The sequence below is a fragment of the Corynebacterium sp. HMSC072A02 genome, from assembly GCF_001810085.1.
GTDB lineage: Bacteria > Actinomycetota > Actinomycetes > Mycobacteriales > Mycobacteriaceae > Corynebacterium > Corynebacterium hesseae.
In genome coordinates, this window is record NZ_KV799822.1 from 72,659 (window position 1) to 89,219 (window position 16,561).

Annotated in this window: 13 protein-coding genes and 1 other RNA gene; 4 read left to right on the forward strand and 10 right to left on the reverse strand. The window is 61.8% G+C overall.

The window, feature by feature from the left end; all coding sequences use genetic code 11:
* Positions 1 to 11 precede the first annotated feature (11 nt).
* Complete coding sequence (locus HMPREF2698_RS02965; RefSeq protein ID WP_070561983.1) at positions 12 to 1,313, forward strand: MFS transporter; 1,302 nt, start codon at positions 12 to 14, stop codon at positions 1,311 to 1,313.
* A gap of 309 nt (positions 1,314 to 1,622) precedes the next feature.
* On the opposite strand, the gene HMPREF2698_RS02970 is transcribed toward HMPREF2698_RS02965, so the two are convergent.
* The 4 genes from HMPREF2698_RS02970 to HMPREF2698_RS02985 all read right to left on the reverse strand — a co-directional run bounded on the left by HMPREF2698_RS02970 (position 1,623) and on the right by HMPREF2698_RS02985 (position 6,985).
* Positions 1,623 to 2,054, reverse strand: coding sequence for a hypothetical protein (locus tag HMPREF2698_RS02970; RefSeq protein ID WP_227485674.1), 432 nt, complete (start codon positions 2,052 to 2,054; stop codon positions 1,623 to 1,625).
* Between the two features lie 34 nt (positions 2,055 to 2,088).
* Positions 2,089 to 2,406: a hypothetical protein gene (locus tag HMPREF2698_RS02975; protein WP_070519746.1), complete on the reverse strand. Its 318-nt coding sequence runs from the start codon at positions 2,404 to 2,406 to the stop codon at positions 2,089 to 2,091.
* A 174-nt stretch (positions 2,407 to 2,580) separates the two neighbouring features.
* A complete protein-coding gene (locus HMPREF2698_RS02980) occupies positions 2,581 to 5,640 on the reverse strand; it encodes a bifunctional [glutamine synthetase] adenylyltransferase/[glutamine synthetase]-adenylyl-L-tyrosine phosphorylase (protein WP_070561985.1) in 3,060 nt (1,019 codons plus the stop codon).
* Between the two features lie 7 nt (positions 5,641 to 5,647).
* Positions 5,648 to 6,985 carry a glutamine synthetase family protein gene (locus HMPREF2698_RS02985; RefSeq protein ID WP_070561987.1) on the reverse strand — a complete coding sequence of 446 codons (1,338 nt, stop codon included), beginning with the start codon at positions 6,983 to 6,985 and terminating at the stop codon, positions 5,648 to 5,650.
* A 405-nt stretch (positions 6,986 to 7,390) separates the two neighbouring features.
* Here HMPREF2698_RS02985 and HMPREF2698_RS02990 point away from each other — a divergent pair, with 405 nt between their 5' ends.
* Both HMPREF2698_RS02990 and HMPREF2698_RS02995 read left to right on the forward strand, forming a co-directional pair.
* Positions 7,391 to 8,260 carry a DUF2786 domain-containing protein gene (locus HMPREF2698_RS02990; protein WP_246819424.1) on the forward strand — a complete coding sequence of 290 codons (870 nt, stop codon included), beginning with the start codon at positions 7,391 to 7,393 and terminating at the stop codon, positions 8,258 to 8,260.
* Between the two features lie 110 nt (positions 8,261 to 8,370).
* Entirely contained in the window at positions 8,371 to 10,095 is a 1,725-nt protein-coding gene (locus tag HMPREF2698_RS02995) for a CYTH and CHAD domain-containing protein (RefSeq protein ID WP_070561992.1), read from the forward strand.
* A 135-nt stretch (positions 10,096 to 10,230) separates the two neighbouring features.
* Here the strand turns inward: HMPREF2698_RS02995 and HMPREF2698_RS03000 are convergent, their stop codons facing one another.
* On the reverse strand, positions 10,231 to 10,419 hold the full coding sequence (locus HMPREF2698_RS03000; protein WP_070519735.1) for a hypothetical protein: 189 nt from the start codon (positions 10,417 to 10,419) through the stop codon (positions 10,231 to 10,233).
* Between the two features lie 146 nt (positions 10,420 to 10,565).
* Here HMPREF2698_RS03000 and HMPREF2698_RS03005 point away from each other — a divergent pair, with 146 nt between their 5' ends.
* Positions 10,566 to 11,837 (forward strand): galactokinase family protein, encoded by a 1,272-nt coding sequence (locus tag HMPREF2698_RS03005; RefSeq protein WP_070561994.1) that lies wholly within the window; start codon positions 10,566 to 10,568, stop codon positions 11,835 to 11,837.
* On the opposite strand, the gene HMPREF2698_RS03010 is transcribed toward HMPREF2698_RS03005, so the two are convergent.
* The 5 genes from HMPREF2698_RS03010 to HMPREF2698_RS03030 form a co-directional block, all read right to left on the reverse strand.
* Positions 11,834 to 13,237 (reverse strand): RNB domain-containing ribonuclease, encoded by a 1,404-nt coding sequence (locus HMPREF2698_RS03010; RefSeq protein WP_070561996.1) that lies wholly within the window; start codon positions 13,235 to 13,237, stop codon positions 11,834 to 11,836. The genes HMPREF2698_RS03005 and HMPREF2698_RS03010 overlap by 4 nt on opposite strands.
* A 37-nt stretch (positions 13,238 to 13,274) precedes the next feature.
* Positions 13,275 to 13,708, reverse strand: an RNA gene (rnpB, locus tag HMPREF2698_RS03015) — RNase P RNA component class A.
* A gap of 15 nt (positions 13,709 to 13,723) precedes the next feature.
* Positions 13,724 to 14,905 carry a bifunctional RNase H/acid phosphatase gene (locus tag HMPREF2698_RS03020; protein ID WP_070561998.1) on the reverse strand — a complete coding sequence of 394 codons (1,182 nt, stop codon included), beginning with the start codon at positions 14,903 to 14,905 and terminating at the stop codon, positions 13,724 to 13,726.
* Positions 14,902 to 15,618, reverse strand: a complete 717-nt coding sequence (locus tag HMPREF2698_RS03025) for a zinc ribbon domain-containing protein (RefSeq protein WP_070519727.1) — start codon at positions 15,616 to 15,618, stop codon at positions 14,902 to 14,904. Before HMPREF2698_RS03025 ends, HMPREF2698_RS03020 begins: the two co-directional genes overlap by 4 nt.
* Positions 15,619 to 16,467 (reverse strand): Nif3-like dinuclear metal center hexameric protein, encoded by an 849-nt coding sequence (locus HMPREF2698_RS03030; RefSeq protein WP_070519725.1) that lies wholly within the window; start codon positions 16,465 to 16,467, stop codon positions 15,619 to 15,621. It abuts the gene before it with no gap.
* Between the last annotated feature and the right edge of the window lie 94 nt (positions 16,468 to 16,561).

Here is a 16,561-nt window from a genome sequence, read left to right on the forward strand (position 1 = left end):
AAGTATCAGCCATGTCGGTTCCTCATCCACGCAATGTAATTACCACGAAGGCTCTCTCTGTGTGGGTGGCTGCGGTGTTGGTCTATATCGTGGCGATGACCGGCCGCACGTCCTTTGGCGTGGCGGGCCTCGAAGCCATCGATCGCTTCGAGGTCGATGCCTCCCGCATTGCCGTGTTCACCGCGGTGCAATTGGGTATCTATTCGCTGGCGCAGATCCCTACCGGGATGCTCATCGATAAGTTCGGGCCGCGGCGCCTGCTCGTCATTGGTTCCGTCATCATGGGCGTGGGTCAGGTACTCCTTGGCTTCACCAACAATTATTGGGTAGCCATCGCCGCCCGCCTGCTCATCGGCGCGGGCGATGCCACCGCCTTCCTCTCCGTGATGCGTATCTTGCCCTACTGGTTCCCGCTGCACCGCACCCCCATGTTCACTCAGGTCACCTCGTCGCTTGGGCAGCTGGGCCAGTTCTTGTCCGCCCTTCCTTTCGCCATGCTGCTGGGCTGGGGTGGGTGGACCATGGCCTTCGTTAGCTTGGGTGCGGTGGGCATCCTCATCGCCGTTGCGGCCGCGGTGGCGGTGGCTGATTCCCCAGAATCCCTCGGCATCGTGCCCAAGCCGAAAGAAAAACCTAACGCGAAGCCGGAAAGCACAGCAGCGCTGTTATCCACCGTTTTCCGTTCCCCCGTAGCCTGGCAGGCATTCTTTATTCACTGGATCGGCCTGGGGGCCACCAACGTGTTCGTCATGCTATGGGGCGTGCCGCTGATGACTGCAGGCATGGATTTTTCTAAGACTAGCGCCGGCTGGATCCTGACGTGGTTTAGCGTGTGCATGGTGCTCGTCGGCCCACTGCACGGCAAGCTTTCCTCCAGGGCCAGCGGTTTCCGCCCGTGGCTCGCCTTAGGGTTTGTGGCTACCCACTGCGCGGTGTGGGCCTTGTTCTTCCTCTTCGGTGGCAGCTATCTCTCGCTGTTCATCCTCATCAGCCTGGTAGCCCTGTGCACACCGGTGGCAAATTACGGTTTCGACATTGTCCGTGAAAACCTCGACCGCACTATCGTTGCCACGGCGACGGGCCTGGCCAATATGGGAGGCTTCATCGCCACGGTCATCGGCGCCCAACTCGTCGGCATGGTTCTCGATCACTTGGGTAATGGGCCTGACTACCCCTTCCATGACTTCCGGCTCGCTGCTTGGGCAGTCTTTGGCGTGTGGTGCATTGGCATCGTGGGTGTTCTCATCACGCACATCCTGCGCAGCCGGGGCGAGGACGGCGGCCCGCACGTCACCATCGTGCAGGTTGGTTAGTTCAGGGCTGGGCTAATGAAGGGCCGCGGCGCTGAACGCCGCCTCAAGGGGTACCGAATTGGCCACTTCGAAGACCCCGAGCCCACCGCCAATCGGAACGAGGACGGCAATGCTCACCCCTAGGGCGGTTCTGAGCAGCTCGCGTAGTTTTCGTTGTTTCTCCACCTCAACGCACCAACCTTTATCGATTCGTTATCTGTGCGTGAGAGCTTAAGATCCGCGGCTGCCAGGCAGATCCCCGTTGACTGCGTATCACCTGCCAATCCCTGTGTGTTCGCGCCGGCACCCCAGCCGGGCGAGATCATCGGGCTATTCGGCCGGGGTCGATTCCACGAGAATCGGGCCATCCACCGGGGCGACGACCCCGGCGTCAAAGGCGGCGAGCACACCCTTCGCATCATCTTTCGTAATTGCACCCGCCTCCACGGCCTTCTTGAGATCAGTCTCGAGGATCTGGCGGGAGCGGTACCTGTCTGATGCCACCGACAAGAGGCCGCGAGGAACCGACTCCGACGGGATCCCCAGTGCCTCTGCCAGCGAAACAATGCGGTCATTTTCAGCAGGGTCGAGCTGAACATCAACCGACTGATCCTGCGGGACGCCACCGTTGACCACCTGCTCCACGGTCAGTGCACCCTCCGGCACCTGGTGCCTCTCTGTGGCCCACCAGCCTGCGCCGACGGCGGTGATGACAGCGATCACAACGAGGACCCACACGGCGATAAACTGCTTGGACTTCACGGCCACAACCTTAGACTTTTCTCACACCGCCGGCTTAATCCGCGCCAGGGCCAAAGGTCCCAAAAGAGGTACCGCGCGGGGGATGCGGCGAATCCAGGCGCTCGGACAGCGCATCAATGATGGACCGGATAGTTGACTCTGCCACGGAGCGATCAAGGCTGCTGCGGCGTGGGGTCTCTGGCTTCGGCTCAGGAGGGACAACGCGGGGCTTGTCGACGTCCAACCGCATCACCGTCCCCTCCACGCTCAGCGCGGCGGCGGGATCGCACCCGGCGGCTCGGGCCGCGGATAAGAATGCATCGAGATCAGCAAGCGTGGCAGCGTTGAGGTCGAGAGAAAGATTAAGGCTCATGGTGTTCTCCTTTTCGGCTCCTTGAAGGGCGCGGGGCAAGTGCCGCTCACTGCTGTCTAAGGCTAACGGCTTATCACCTGATTGAACAGGGGCGTGCGTTTAGTTCAGGGATAGATCCGGGTTAACTCAGGGTGCGGGTCAGGGAGGATAAACGCCTCTCCTCGCTGTGCTCTACTAATCGTGCTCGAATGACTCAGTCTCACCCCAAAACACCTCGTCGACTACCTTCCGGGCGTGCCGGGTGACTTTGAGGTAGTGCTCTAGGAATTGTTGGTTGTGCTCGGGCTCCCAGCCGGCCGCACCAGCCACCTGCGCCAGTTGAGGGCCCGGTGCCGGAAGCTGGTCCACGCGCTTACCACGCACCAATACCAGGGCGTTGCGGGCATCGGTGGCCAACAGCCAGGCCTCTCGCAGCTCCCGCACTTGTTGGACTGGAATGACCTCGCTCTCCTCGAGGGCGTCGAGAACGCGCAGTGTGGAGGGATCATGGAGCGCCGGCACGTCATGAGCATGCATCATCTGCAGCAGCTGGACGGTCCATTCGATATCGGTCAACCCGCCGCGCCCCAGCTTGGTATGGGTATTGCGGTCAGCGCCGCGCGGCAAACGCTCGTTATCAACGCGCGCTTTCATTCTGCGGATATCGCGGATGGTCTTCTCGCTCACGCCTTGCGGCGGATAGCGGAAGGCATCCACCATGGTGAGGAAACGTTGCCCGACGTCTTTGTCCCCCGCCACGAAAGCCGCGCGGAGTAGTGCCTGCATCTCCCAGGGTTCGCCCCACTGCGAGTAATAACGCTCATAGGACTCGATCGAGCGCACAACTGCTCCCGACCGCCCCTCTGGGCGCAAGCCCAAATCAACGTCCAGGGGCGGATCCCCGGAAGGCTTTGCCAAGCGGCGGCGCAGTTTCTCGATAATGCCAATTGCCCACGGCAGGGCTTCCTCTTCGGCATTGTCTTCGGTTGGCTCGGCCACCACGATGACATCGGCGTCCGAGCCAAAGCCCAGCTCCATGCCGCCGAGCCGCCCCATTCCAATCACGGCGATGCGGGCTGGTGGTTCGGCGTCATCGTTCTCCAGCCTCCAGGCCCTGACTTCGGCGCGCAGCGCGGCTTCCAGCACTGCATTCCAGATGGTGGACAGCTCAAAGCACACCTGCTGGACCGGCAAAAATCCCAGCAGATCCGCGGCAGCGATCCGCGCCAGCTCCGCGCGGCGAAGGGCTCGGGCTACCGACACGGCTTTGTCAGGGTCCGCGTGACGCTTGGTGGAATTAATCAAGGCGGAGGAAACTTGCGCCGGTTTGGTTTCCAATAGCTTGGGCCCTGCCGCGCCATCGGAGAGCTGCTTAACGACGTCCGGCGCGCGGATAATGAGCTCCGATGTAAATGGCGAGGTGCCCAATATCTTCATGAGGCGCTGGCCGACGACGCCTTCGTCACGAAGCATGCGCAGGAACCACGTTCGGTCGTAGGCCGCCTCAGACAGCTTGCGATAATTCAGCAGGCCCATGTCTGGATCGGCCGTGTTTGAGAGCCACTCCATCAAGGTCGGCAGCAGGATGGCCTGGATACGGGCCTTGCGTGACTGCCCAGCCGCCAGGGAGGTGAGGTGCTCGAAGGCGCGATCCGGGTGGCGATAGCCAAGTGCTGCCAGCTGCAAAAGCGCTGCTTCTCGCGACAATTTGAGCTCATCCGCAGACATCGACGCCACGGAATTCAACAGCGGGCGGTAGAACAAGCGCGAGTGCAGCTCAGAGATGAGCAGGCGAATTTTCCGCAGGTGGGCGTTCATCCGATCCGCTGCTGATTGATGCCCCTGTGGGTGAAATCCTGAATTGATGGCCAGCCACGTCAGCGCCTTGAGGTCATCTTTTTCCGGCAATGTGTGGGTACGGCGGAAGCGCTCCAACTGGAGGCGGTGCTCGAGCAAGCGAAGAAACTCATAGGCCTCGATGAGCTGGGTGCCATCTTCGCGTCCGACATACCCGGCGCGCACGAGCGCTGCGAGGGCATCGACCGTCGCCAGCGTGCGCAGCGATTCATCTGAGCGGCCATGAACCAATTGCAATAGTTGGACGGCGAATTCCACGTCCCGTAAGCCGCCCTCGCCGAGTTTGAGTTCGCGAAGGCGCATATCCTCCGGGACGTTGTCCAGCACTCGACGGCGCATAGCCTGGACGTCTTCCACGAAGGATTCCCTCTGCGATGCAGTCCACACCATGGGTCCGATCTGGTCGAGATAGTCCGTGCCCAAGGGCAAGTAGCCGGTCTGCGGCCGCGCTTTTAGTTGGGCTTGGAATTCCCACGTTTCCGCCCACCGCTTGTAGTAGGCCACGTGCGAATCCAGAGTTCGGACTAGTGCACCAGACTTGCCTTCCGGGCGCAGGTTGGCGTCGACCTCAAAGAAGCACGCCGAGCCGATTCGATTGAATTCTGACGCGAGACGGGTGATCCGTGGCGTTGCCTCCGAACCCACGAAGATCACGTCCACGTCGGAGATGTAGTTCAATTCGCCCGCACCGCACTTACCCATCGCGATGACTGCCAGCTGCGTATCGAGTGGCTGGTCCTCGTAGACCACTCGGACAGCACCGGCGAGCGCTGCCGTCAAGGAGGCGTCAGCGAGGGCCGTCGTCAGCCGCGTGACTTCACGGAAACCCACCCGCGGCTGCGGTCGTGACTGCCCCTTGCGCGAATGGAAAGTCCCTGCGAGGTCATGAGCGGCGATGCGCATCATGAGCGTCCGGTAGGCCACCTTGAGCAATGCCTTGTGGTCTCCGGGAGCTGCCCGGTATGTACCGGGAGAGGTCAGATCGGCGCTCGCGGTATCAGGACGAGTGGGCTGCTCGGCATACGTCGCCGGTTCCGCCCCTACCTCTTCCAACAAGGTGTGCAGCATTTCCGTGGGAGTCGGCAGCGGGCGCTGTAGCTCGCGCCAGGTCTCCGGGTGGGCGGCAAGGTGATCACCAAACGCCGAGGAGCCGCCCAACAGGGCCATCAACCGTACCCGGAAGGTTTCGTCTTCACGCATCGCCGGGCCGATCTCAGGCGCTGACTCGATGATCCTCATTAACGTATTGAGGGCCATATCGGGATCACCGGCCGCGGCCAGGGTCCACAGCAGCTCAAGGGACTCAGGATTATCCCACCCAAGGCGGGACAAGTCCTCCGCAGCAGTTGGCCGGGTAAGGCCAAGAGTTGCCGGGGACGGTACAGATGCTGGACGCATGCTTCTCCTAGAAATTCAGGTTGTTGCGCAACTCGAATGCGGTGATCTGCTGCTGATACTCGTGCCACTCATCCCACTTGGCGCGCAGGAAGTACTCAAAGACGTGCTCTCCTAGGACTTCCGCCATAAACTCAGAGCGCTCGAATTCACGGAGTGCCTGGTCCAAGCTGCTTGGCAGATCCTTGTACCCCATCGCGCGGCGCTCACGACGGGTCAGCTGATGGACGTCATCCTCGGCGGGATCACCAAGCTCATAGCCTTTCCTGATTCCGCGCAGGCCAGCGGCAAGCAACACCGCGTAGCCCAGGTAGGGGTTCATCGCTGAATCTAGTGAACGGATCTCAACGCGGCGCGACATTTCTTTGGAAAGACGATAGGTAGGAACTCGAACCAGCGCCGAACGGTTGGAGATTCCCCACGTCACTGATCCCGGGGCTTCGCTGCCAAACATCAGGCGCTTATAGGAGTTGGTCCACTGGTTGGTGATTGCGGTCATTTCCACAGCGTGTTCAAGGATGCCGGCGATAAACTGCCGCCCCGTACTGGAAAGTGAAATCTCATCGTCGGGGTCGTGGAAAGCGTTGGAATCTCCCTCGAAAAGGCTCAAGTGCGTGTGCATGCCCGAGCCAGAGCGATGCTCAAATGGCTTCGGCATGAATGTGGCGTGCACTCCTTGCTGGGAGGCAACCTCTTTAATGAGGTAGCGGAAAGTCATGATGTTGTCTGCCATGGACAGCACGTCGGCATGGCGCAGATCGATTTCCTGCTGCCCAGGTGAGGTTTCATGGTGGCTAAATTCCGTGGCAATGCCCATGGATTCCAGCGCGTACATCGACCGGCGCCGGAAACTCGGGGCGTTATCGTGCGTGGCTTGGTCGAAGTAGCCTCCGTTATCGGTGGCAATCAGGGTATTGATATCGCGGGCGTCTTCCAGAAGATAAAACTCAATCTCAGGAGAAGCCTTGCACGTAAACCCTTCATTGGCAGCCTCAGTAACCTGACGGCGCAGAATGTGGCGCGGGTCCACCAAGGAAGGTTGCCCATCGGGCTGGGTAATATCGCAGAACATGCGTGCCGAAAGAAGCTCTGGTTCTTCCTTGTCAAAGGGCATGATTTGGAAGGTTGAAGGGTCCGGCATTGCGATAGTGTCGGCCTCTGAGATGCGGGAGAACCCTTCCACCGAGGAACCATCGAAGCCAACACCTTCCTCAAAGGCAGATTCCAACTCTGAGGGGCTCATTACCACCGATTTCAGCGCCCCCAAGATGTCAGTAAACCAAAGGCGAATGAAGCGGATATCGCGTTCTTCAACTGTACGAAGGACGAATTCGTGTTGGCTGTTCATGTTCTAAACCCTACCGCCGCGGGCCCAAGTAACGGCGGGAGTTGCAGCTTTTGCCCCCGCCCTTCCAACTATTGTCCCAGTTGGCAAGAGTATCTCGGGGGCAAATTTTTTCGACTCTTAGACCAGATATCAGTCTCACGTGCTTGAATGGCCTCACAACCGAACAGATGTACACATACAAACGGAACAGGAACAGCTATGAACAACCACCACGGAACCTTAAGCGCACGAGGACTCGAGCTCATTTGCCAAGCTGCCAGTCAAGGATGGTCACCTAAGGACTTACTCCACGTCCTAGGCAGCTTTTGCCACCCTCTTATTTATCGTGCCGCTGCCCATATTCCCGCGCAGATTAGTTCTACTGTGCTGCGCAAGGAATGGTTAAGCGTCTCCCCGCCTAACTCGATGACTATGTCGACCGATGACCTCATACGGCTCATTGACGCTACTTCCGCTCTGCCCCCGCTGCGTGACGTTGACGTGCTCGCAGCAGAGAAAACTAGTTCTCGGGCAAGCCAAGACAGCAAAGAGAATCGGTTCCGCAACAAGATCACCCAGCTTCTGCGAAAGGCTGAATCCACTCCTTATGAAGAGGAAGCCAGTGCGCTCATTGCCAAAGCACAGAGCCTCCAACAACGGCACCGCCTCGATGAGGCACTCGCCGAATCCCCGGACACGGTGATGTCCACACGCATCCGTATCAGCGCGCCCTATATCAACCACAAGACCACGCTTCTTAGCGTCATCGCGGATCGAAATGGATGCACCGTCCTCAAGCTTCACCCCATGGGAATCATCACCGTCTTTGGCGCCGAGGCGGACATTGATCATGTCAGCGACCTGTTCGCTTCCCTCCTGCGGCAGTGCGAATGGCACATGACTCATGGGGAGGCTGCCGACAACGCGCGATTACTCGGCAATGTGGCGTCGTTTCGCCGAAGCTTCATTTTGGCCTACGCCACCCGCATTGGGGAGCTTTTGGAGGAAGCGAACGCCTCATTGGCGCCTCACGACGAGAAACAGACAGACTCGGCTGCGGGCAGCAACGCCAAAAGGAAAAACGACGTAGCCCTCGCTCAGCGATCTTTATCAGCGGTGGAAGTACGCAGACATAAGGCAGAAGCTTTAGCTGATCACCTCTTCCCTGATTCGCGAACCATCTCCTTAGCAATGAGGAACCATGCAGGGATGTCCGCAGGTGCAACTGCCGCGGAGAATTCCCACTTGGGTGGTGATTCCTCGGGCTTGGGTGGGCGCCGCCAACTCACCGGTTAAGGACCAGCAAGGGTTGGCACATTTGCACTATTAGCCAGGTAACCTAGAAGGCAGTGCAGAGGTTTTATACCTCTTCTTTTATCATTTCGCTCCCCGACGAAGGTGTGTACATGTCTCCAAAGACGTTTCTTGAAATCGAAGCCAAGTTCGCCGTGGATGAAACCACCCCGGTACCAGATCTCGCCCGCCTCGATGAGGTAGCCCGAGTCGCAGAAACTCGCCACCACTCGTTGTCGGCGATTTACTACGACACTGAGGATCTCCGCCTTACCCACGCGAAGATCACGCTGCGGCGCCGCACCGGTGGAAATGACGATGGCTGGCATATCAAAATTCCCGGCGCGGAAGGTCGTACCGAAATCCGAGCCGAACTCGGTGAACCCGTCGACGGCAAGTACGAAGTCCCGGCCGAACTCCTCCACCAGGTTCGTTCGGTGATCCGTAACCACCCGCTTGAACCCATTGCACAAGTGGACAACAACCGCACCGAATTGCTCCTCGTAAACACGGACGAGCAGCCTGTCGCTGAGTTCTGCGATGACCATGTCACCGCATTCTCTTTCCTACCAGGTGGCTCTCAGAGCACATGGCGCGAGTGGGAAGTAGAGCTCGCAGGAGAACTGCCCGGTACGAAGGAGGGCAGCGCGCTACTGCGTCATGCCACCTCCCTGTTGATCAGTTCTGGCGCGCGGGTTTCCTCCTCACCGTCCAAGCTGAAGTCAGCATTGGGGCAGTCCATCAACAATGTCGAGCTTCCCCCAGCACTCGCAACGTCTAACGTGGAGCCCGGCTCCCCCGCGGCGGCAGTCGTGGAGGCACTGCGAGCTAATCGGGATAAGCTCGTCGAGTTTGATCCGCGGGTACGCCGTGATGAGTGGGATTCCGTGCACCAAATGCGCGTTGCTACCCGCGAATTGCGCAGCCACCTTCAAACCTTCCACGGCATTGTCGTGGGCCCGGAGATCCAGCGCCTAGAGTCCGATCTCAAGGAGCTTGCGGCCATGCTTGGCGTTGCTCGTGACGCCGAGGTCGTAGAAGAGCGCTGGCAGAATCTCCTCGCCTCCGAGGACTCCGATGTGCTTGATGAAGCCACCCGCGAACACATCGCGCACGATATGGGCCGTGCTTACCGCCGCGCGCATCGTCGTGTCATCGCCGCTCTCGATTCTGACCAGTACCTGGCTCTGCTCGATGCGCTCGATGCATTCCTCTCCAACCCGCCAGTCGCCGCCGAGGATGCTTCAGCAGACGAAGACACCAGCGCTGGGGACAACGGTGCGGTGGAATCTGATTCCGCTGATACAGCTTCCGCTGAACCATCTGAGCAGCAGGACGCAGCGAAGGACTATGCGCCGAAGCACGCCAAACGCGATGAAGAAGAGTCCCACGATCTTGACACGGTGATGGCGCTGCACCTCAAGCAGGCCTATGACAAGCTGGTTAAACGCCACAAGAAGGCTATCTCAAACTGGGATAACACCGAGCTGACGCTGCACGAGCGTGAAGAGTACTTCCACGATATGCGCAAGGCCGCAAAGAAACTGCGCTATGCAGCTGAGGCCGCTGGTTCAGCCACCACGCTAAAGACCAAGAACCTCTACAAGGCCTGCAAGCAGATGCAATCTGTCTTGGGAGACTTCCAGGATTCCGTGACCTCTCGCGATAAGTTGCTCGAATTGGCAGAAACTGCCCGCCGACGGGGTGAGGATACCTTCGGCTATGGTCTGCTCTACCAGCGCGAGCGCGTCATCGGGTTGGAAGCACTCAACGCCTACTCGGACAGCTTTAAGGCCATCAAGTCCGCGTTTAAGCCACTGCGCAAGAAGCTGCGCTAGGCCGCCGGCTCATCCTGCGTGGCTGCGTAGTTATGCAGTCACCACAACGGCCCACACCATCGCCTACTTGCGGTGGTGTGGGCCCGAGCTTTTCGCATCCGCCTCATGGCCGGCCATGAGACGTTTAGCTATCGCCTAGTTATCGTCTTCGGCGGCATCCTCAGCATCAGCCGCGGCGGTGCGGGCTTGCGCGATTTCAATAGCGCGCTCGGCTTCCTCGCGGGAATTGTAGGGGCCCATGCGGTTCTCCCAGCCGGACACCTTTCCCTGGGATACCTCACCGGTAGACGGGTCGTAGAACCACTTGTTGTCAGCCTCAGCCATAGTTTTCTCCGTTCTGTCGGGCAAGTAATCAGTGCACCCCACACTACAGACCGCCCGCGGGTCACGCCCGTTAGAATAGATTGGTCACCTACTCCTGCCTTTTCTTTTAGGCAGGCTTTCGCCACCAGCAAAGGAGAACCTTCCCGATGCCCCTGTGGACTGCCCCTTCGACCCCGGCCGTCGACCGCGTTCGCGCCGCACACCGCGAGAACGTGGGCGCTGATGCAGCTCATGTTGCCAGCGCCCCTGCCACCTGGGCACTCATCGGCGAGCACATCGATCACTACGGCGGCATCGCCATCATGGGCCTGGCCAACATCCGCGCGGCAGCAGCTGTCAGCCCCCGCAGCGACGGCCTGGTCAAGGTTCGCCTAGAGCACACCAACGGCGAGACCGTTGAAGACCAAATTTCCCTCGAGCAGGTCTCTTCCCTCGCCGCGGAGCAACAGCCCAGCGTCGATTCCGAAGGCCAGCCCATCGAACCCCCTGCACCCGAAGGGGCCATCGCCGCGCGCCTCGGCGGCATCATCTACACCATGATCAACCGCCAGCTCCTTACCCGCGAGACCGCCGGCGCCGATATCACCGTGGTCAACGACATCCCCGATTCGACCGGGCTCGGCGCCGCCGCAGCCATCGACATTGCCACAGCGCTAGCGTTGCTCGGCAACGCAGATGATCTGCATGATGCTCCGCTGCGTGCCCGCATCGCGGAGGTGTGTTCCCAAGCAGTTGGCACCTTCGCCCGATTCCCTGCGCTGCGCGCCCGCCACTCCGCCGCGCTGCGCGGCGCTGGTGAGTCCATCACCATCATCGACTACGCCGACGGCTCCGTCACCCAGGCACCGCACATGGTCAACAAAGACATCGCGGCTTTCGCGCTGGCCGTGCCAAGTGATGCCGATTCCTTAGAAGCCGTCGCAGAGATTCGCACCCGCGAGCGATTCATCGACGCCGCCTGCCGCGCCTTCGGCACGCCTTCGCTGCGCCTGTTGCCGGATGCACCCCAACGCGTCCTCGAGTGGCTCGCCGCTGTCCACAAGGTGCACGGCACCGAGAATCAGCCGACCATCGCGCAAGCCACCGCGTGGCTGACCTTCTACTCAGAGGAAACCGAGCGCGCCGAAGGAGTTGCCCGCGCTTTGCGCTCGCGCCGTGGCACCGAGCTTTTCCCGCTCCTCACGCAGTCGCAGTCAGCCTTGTCCACCGTGTATGAATTCAGCTCCGCGGAGAAACTCGCGCAGCTGACCACCGCGCGCGGCGCCGTCGCGGCACGCTCCGCCCACGCGGGCACGTCCTCCGCGGTCATCGCCTACGTGCCGAGCACCAAGGCCGCAAACTTTGCGGCCGACTTGGCCGAGGACGGCCTGCTTGTCGTCCCGCTTACTGCAGGAAGCCCAGCAATCACCGAGGACTAGTCCGCCGGCCACGCGAAGAGCACATCGCGCTCCTCAACGTCGGCCTTGACCAAGGACACCATCGTCTCCTTGCCGGTCTCCGGGTGGCCCACGGCCTGCCCCATCACCGGCGGGTCTAGGACGAAGAGGCGCGCCTTCTCGCGCTGTTCCCCGCCATCGACCACCACGGCTTCGAAGTTGGTGCCTACCCACGGCGCCAAGACCGTCGCCTCCGTAAGGTTCAAACAGGCCTTATCCACCTGGGAGGCCAGCTGCGATGTCGAGCGCATCGTGGAAATGACATCCCCGGCGCGCTCGCGTACCCACTGCGGAACCTCGTAGCCGCCACTGAGCGCCAGGCAGACCTCTGTGGCGAAGCGGTCGACAAGACGCCGCAGCGGGGCCGTCACGTGCGCATAGTAGCCGCCGATTCCCGCGTGCACGTCCGCCTGGCCATCCTCCAGCCACACGTAGTCAGCGCCACGAAGCAAACGCTGGGCCTCGCGCATCACCGCCATCCCGCGCGGTGAATCCGCATCCACGGAATGCAGGAATTCAGAGATACTACTCTCCCCCAGCTCAAAACCCAGGGCCTCCGCCTCAGAGCGGAAGGTGGCCTCAGCCTCCGGGGTGGCCGCCGATAGGGTGCGCAGGAAACCAACTCCATGTGATTCCATCAGCCGCCCCGCGCACATCCCGGTGAGCAAGGAAATCTCCGAGTTATAGTCCATCACCTCATGGCGCGGCTCCATGACCAGCTCGTAGTGGCCTTTCTCCCCATCGCTGCTTTCGGATACGCGCTGCGAGGGAATGCGCAAGTTGATCGCCTCGCGGCGCAGCGAGGAAGCCTGGCGCAGCTTTCCCACCTCCGGCAGCAAGGCGATGGAGGAATGCAGCGTGCCCTTCTCCAAGTCGGCGTGCACTTGGTCGTAGTCCAGCCGCGCGTGGCTGCGCACGAGCGCGCGCTCCACAGAGAAGTCCTCCACCTCGCCCGCGGAGTCGAGGTCGAAGGTCCAGAGGACGGCGGGGCGGTCGACGTCGGCAAGCAGCGAAGCCCTATCTTCGGAGAGCTCTGCCGGGTGCAGCCGCGCCGGCTCATCCGGCAGGTAAATGGTCTGGCCACGCTTCAGGGACTCGGTCTCCAGCGCGGAGCCCGGTTCGATGAACGCGGCGACATCCGCGATGGCATAGAGCACGCGGTAGCCGCCATCGCGCGCCTCGATGAACACGGCCTGGTCCAGGTCCTTGGAGCCGGCCGGGTCAATGGTCACCAGCGGGATGTCGCGGGCATCGCGGCGCTGCTCGGCATAGCGGTCCTGCGCGGAGGCAACCTGGGCGGTGACCTCCTCTGGGAAGTCGGTCGGAACGGAAAACTCCTCAGCGATGGGCCGAAAGTCCAAGGGCGCGGCATACAGTTTCATGCCGCCCCATTGTTCCAAAAAAATAAAAGTGTGGGTGCGAATGAGCCAACCTATAAGCCGGATTCTGTGCCGCGCACGCGGCGCGGTGGCAAACATCCATCCAGGCCAACCGTTGCCAGTTGGCTCAAGCAGCTACCTTCAGGCTTCGGCGAGCAACCTACTAACGCCTGATCGGGCCCGCAAGCGTGGCGGGCCGTGATGCCTTGCTCCCAGTGGGGTTTACCCAGCCACCGCCATCGCTGACGGTGCTGGTGCGCTCTTACCGCACCCTTTCACCCTTACCGCTTCCCTTTCGCCGCGCCGAAACGCAGTGGAGGCACGCGGCGGTCTACTCTCTGTTGCACTTTCCCGCGGGTCACCCCGGGTTGCTGTTAGCAACCACCGTGCTCTGTGGAGTCCGGACTTTCCTCGGCCCGCGCCTAGTCCCAAAAAGGGGCCGGTTCGACGGAACGCGTTTGCCCGGTCGGCTCATTCGCGCCTGTTAGTTTATCGCAGCGCGCCCAGATGCCCCACATCGTTGAAACGGTGCAGGGTGCTGCCGCCCTCGAAGAACTCGACCTCACTCAAGGAAGCCAGCTCAAGGAAGAGGTGGTTGGGCGTTTGCGGTCCGGAATCGAGCGCCTGGCGCACAAAGGACTTGATGGGGTTGACGTGGGAGACCACGAGAACGGTCTGCCCCGCGTAGCGCTGCTGCAGCTCGCGGCGCGCAGCACTGACGCGGCGGTGCACGGCGCGCAGGGACTCCCCGCCCGGACAGGCCACGGACGTATCTTTCAGCCAACGCGCGTGGAGCTCAGGGTCGGCGGCATCTGCTTCGGCGAAGGTCTTGCCTTCCCAGCGCCCGAAGTTCACCTCGATGAGGTCCTCGACGGTTTCCACACGCAGCTCACGGCCCTTAACCACGGCGGCAGCCGTCTGCTGACAGCGGCGCAGCGGCGAGCACACCACGGCATCGATGTGGGTATCGGCCAGGGCTTGGGCAGCGGCGAGCGCTTGCTTCTTGCCCAGCTCGGTCAGCTTGGGGTTTGCACGCCCGGAGTACTGCTTGGCGGCGGACATCGCCGTCTGCCCGTGGCGCAGCAGGATGAAGCGGGTGGACTGTCCGGTCTCGGAGCGCCAGTCGGCCGCGGTTGAAGACGCCGTGCTTGGCGACGTCTCCCCTGCCTCCCCGCCGGGTTCTTCACTGCCCGCAGCATCGACAGCGGCGCCGGTTTCAACGGCGTCGCCGGCACCCATATCGAGGATGCCCACGGGCTCGCCCTTCGCGGCGGCGTCCATCGCCACGTTGGAGAGCTCATCGGCCACCGAGTTCTTGGCGCGCGGAACCCACTCGAGGCTGAAGCGCGGAATCTGGTTGAGCAGGCGGCGCGCCTCGATGGCCAACTTCTGCATGTCCGGGTGCTTGATCTTCCAGCGCCCGTTCATCTGCTCCACCACGAGCTTGGAGTCCATATAGAACTCCACCTCATCCGCGCCCAGCTCCACCGCGGCCTCCAAACCGCGCAGCAACCCGTGGTATTCGGCCACGTTATTCGTGGACTTCTGGCCCACGACGTAAGCGATTTCCCTGAGCAGCTGCGAGCGGTCCTCGTTATAGACCGCAGTTCCGGAGCCGGCGATCCCGGGATTGCCGCGGGAGCCGCCGTCAGCAAAGATGACTAGCTTCATGAGGCCGGGCGCACCAGGTAGGAGCCGCAGTCGCTGCACTGCGGAACCTCGTCGGCAGCAGCGTTGCGCACCGCGTTCTGCTCGGCCGGCGGCAGCACGATGAAGCAACCACCGCAACCACGCCCGGTGAAGGCCGCAGCGCCCACGCCGTTTTCTTCGCGCACGGTCTCGTACTCCTCCAGGACATCCGCGGGCAGCTGCTCGCGCAGCTCGCCGATGCGCACCTGCGGATCCGGGCGGTTCGCCGCGGCCTCTTGGGCGGCCTCGGCCGCGCGCTTGAGTACTTCGAGTTTACGCTCGGAATCGGAGACCTTCGCGCCGTGAACATCAAGGTTGGCGCGCAGTGCGTGGATTTCGTTATGGGCTTCCTGTAGCTCGCTCATAAGATCCGCGATGCGGGACTTTGCAGCGTAGAGATCGTGCTCCAGGTCCTTGCGGGTCTCTGGGTCGGTCGCAGCACCAAGCTGCGCCTTGTCATCGCGCTCGCGCTGACGCAGCTTGCGCTCGTCAGCCTGAATGCGCAAGATCTCCAGTTCCATGTCGTCGACGGCGAGCTGGGCGGAGCCGGAGGCGTCGACAAGCCGGGCGTGTGCGGCCTGGGCCTTCTCGTACTCCTCTTGCTCCGGGATGGTGGTTGCCCCACCTAGCGCCTGGGAGCGCTCGAGGGTGGCCAGCTCCAGCAAGATGCTCTGCAGGTCCTGTGGCAGTTTCATTTAGTTCTCCTTATGCGCAGAAATCGTCCATGGGTCGGTGCGGACATCGATGATCTCGGTGTTCACGCGCAATGCGTCCTCCACAATATCGCGCGCTTGGGCAGTCCAGGGAAACTCGCTGGCCCAGTGAGCGGTATCCACCACGGCCGGGCCCTCCGGCTCCGCCAGGTGCGCGGCGCGCAGGTGCTCATCCACTGGGTGGTGGCGCAAATCGGAGGTGACGTAGACGTCCACGCCGAGAGCCGCCGCGTGGTCCAGGAAGGAATCCCCCGAGCCACTGGAGACGGCAACTTTCTTCACCATGCGCTCCGGATCGCCGGCCGCGCGCACTCCCCATTCGGTTTCCGGAAGGGCATCGGCCACGCGCTGGGTGAATTCGCGCAGAGTCACCGGCTGCTCAAGCTCGCCCACGCGCCCTAGCCCTAAGGCCTCGTCGAGGTTCTCATAGGGCTCCACCGGGACGATGGGGCGGCCGGGCGTGATACCGACGAGCTCAGCCAGCTTGTCGTTGACACCCGGGCGGGCCTTATCCGCGTTGGTGTGCGCGGCCAACAGGGCCACGCCATTGCGTATCAGAGTGTGGATGACCTTGCCCTTCGGCGTATCCGCCGCCACCGAGGTCACCCCGCGAAGCAGCAGCGGGTGATGCACCACGAGCATCTGCGCGCCGAGCTCCACGGCTTTGTCTGCCACTTCCTGGGTGCAGTCCAGAGCGAAGGCCACGGTGCTCACCTCGTCTGTGGGGTCGCCGCACACCAGGCCAACGGCATCCCAGGACTCGGCCAGCTGCGGCGGGTAGGCCTCGTGGATTACGCGGCGGATCTCGCCAACGGTCGTTCGTTCTGCCATCTCGTATGCTCCTTGTTGGCTTGAGGTTTCACGTCAGTCGCGTCGCTGCTATATCCTAGCTTTCGTTCGCCAGCGCACCCCTCTAGCTTAAGGA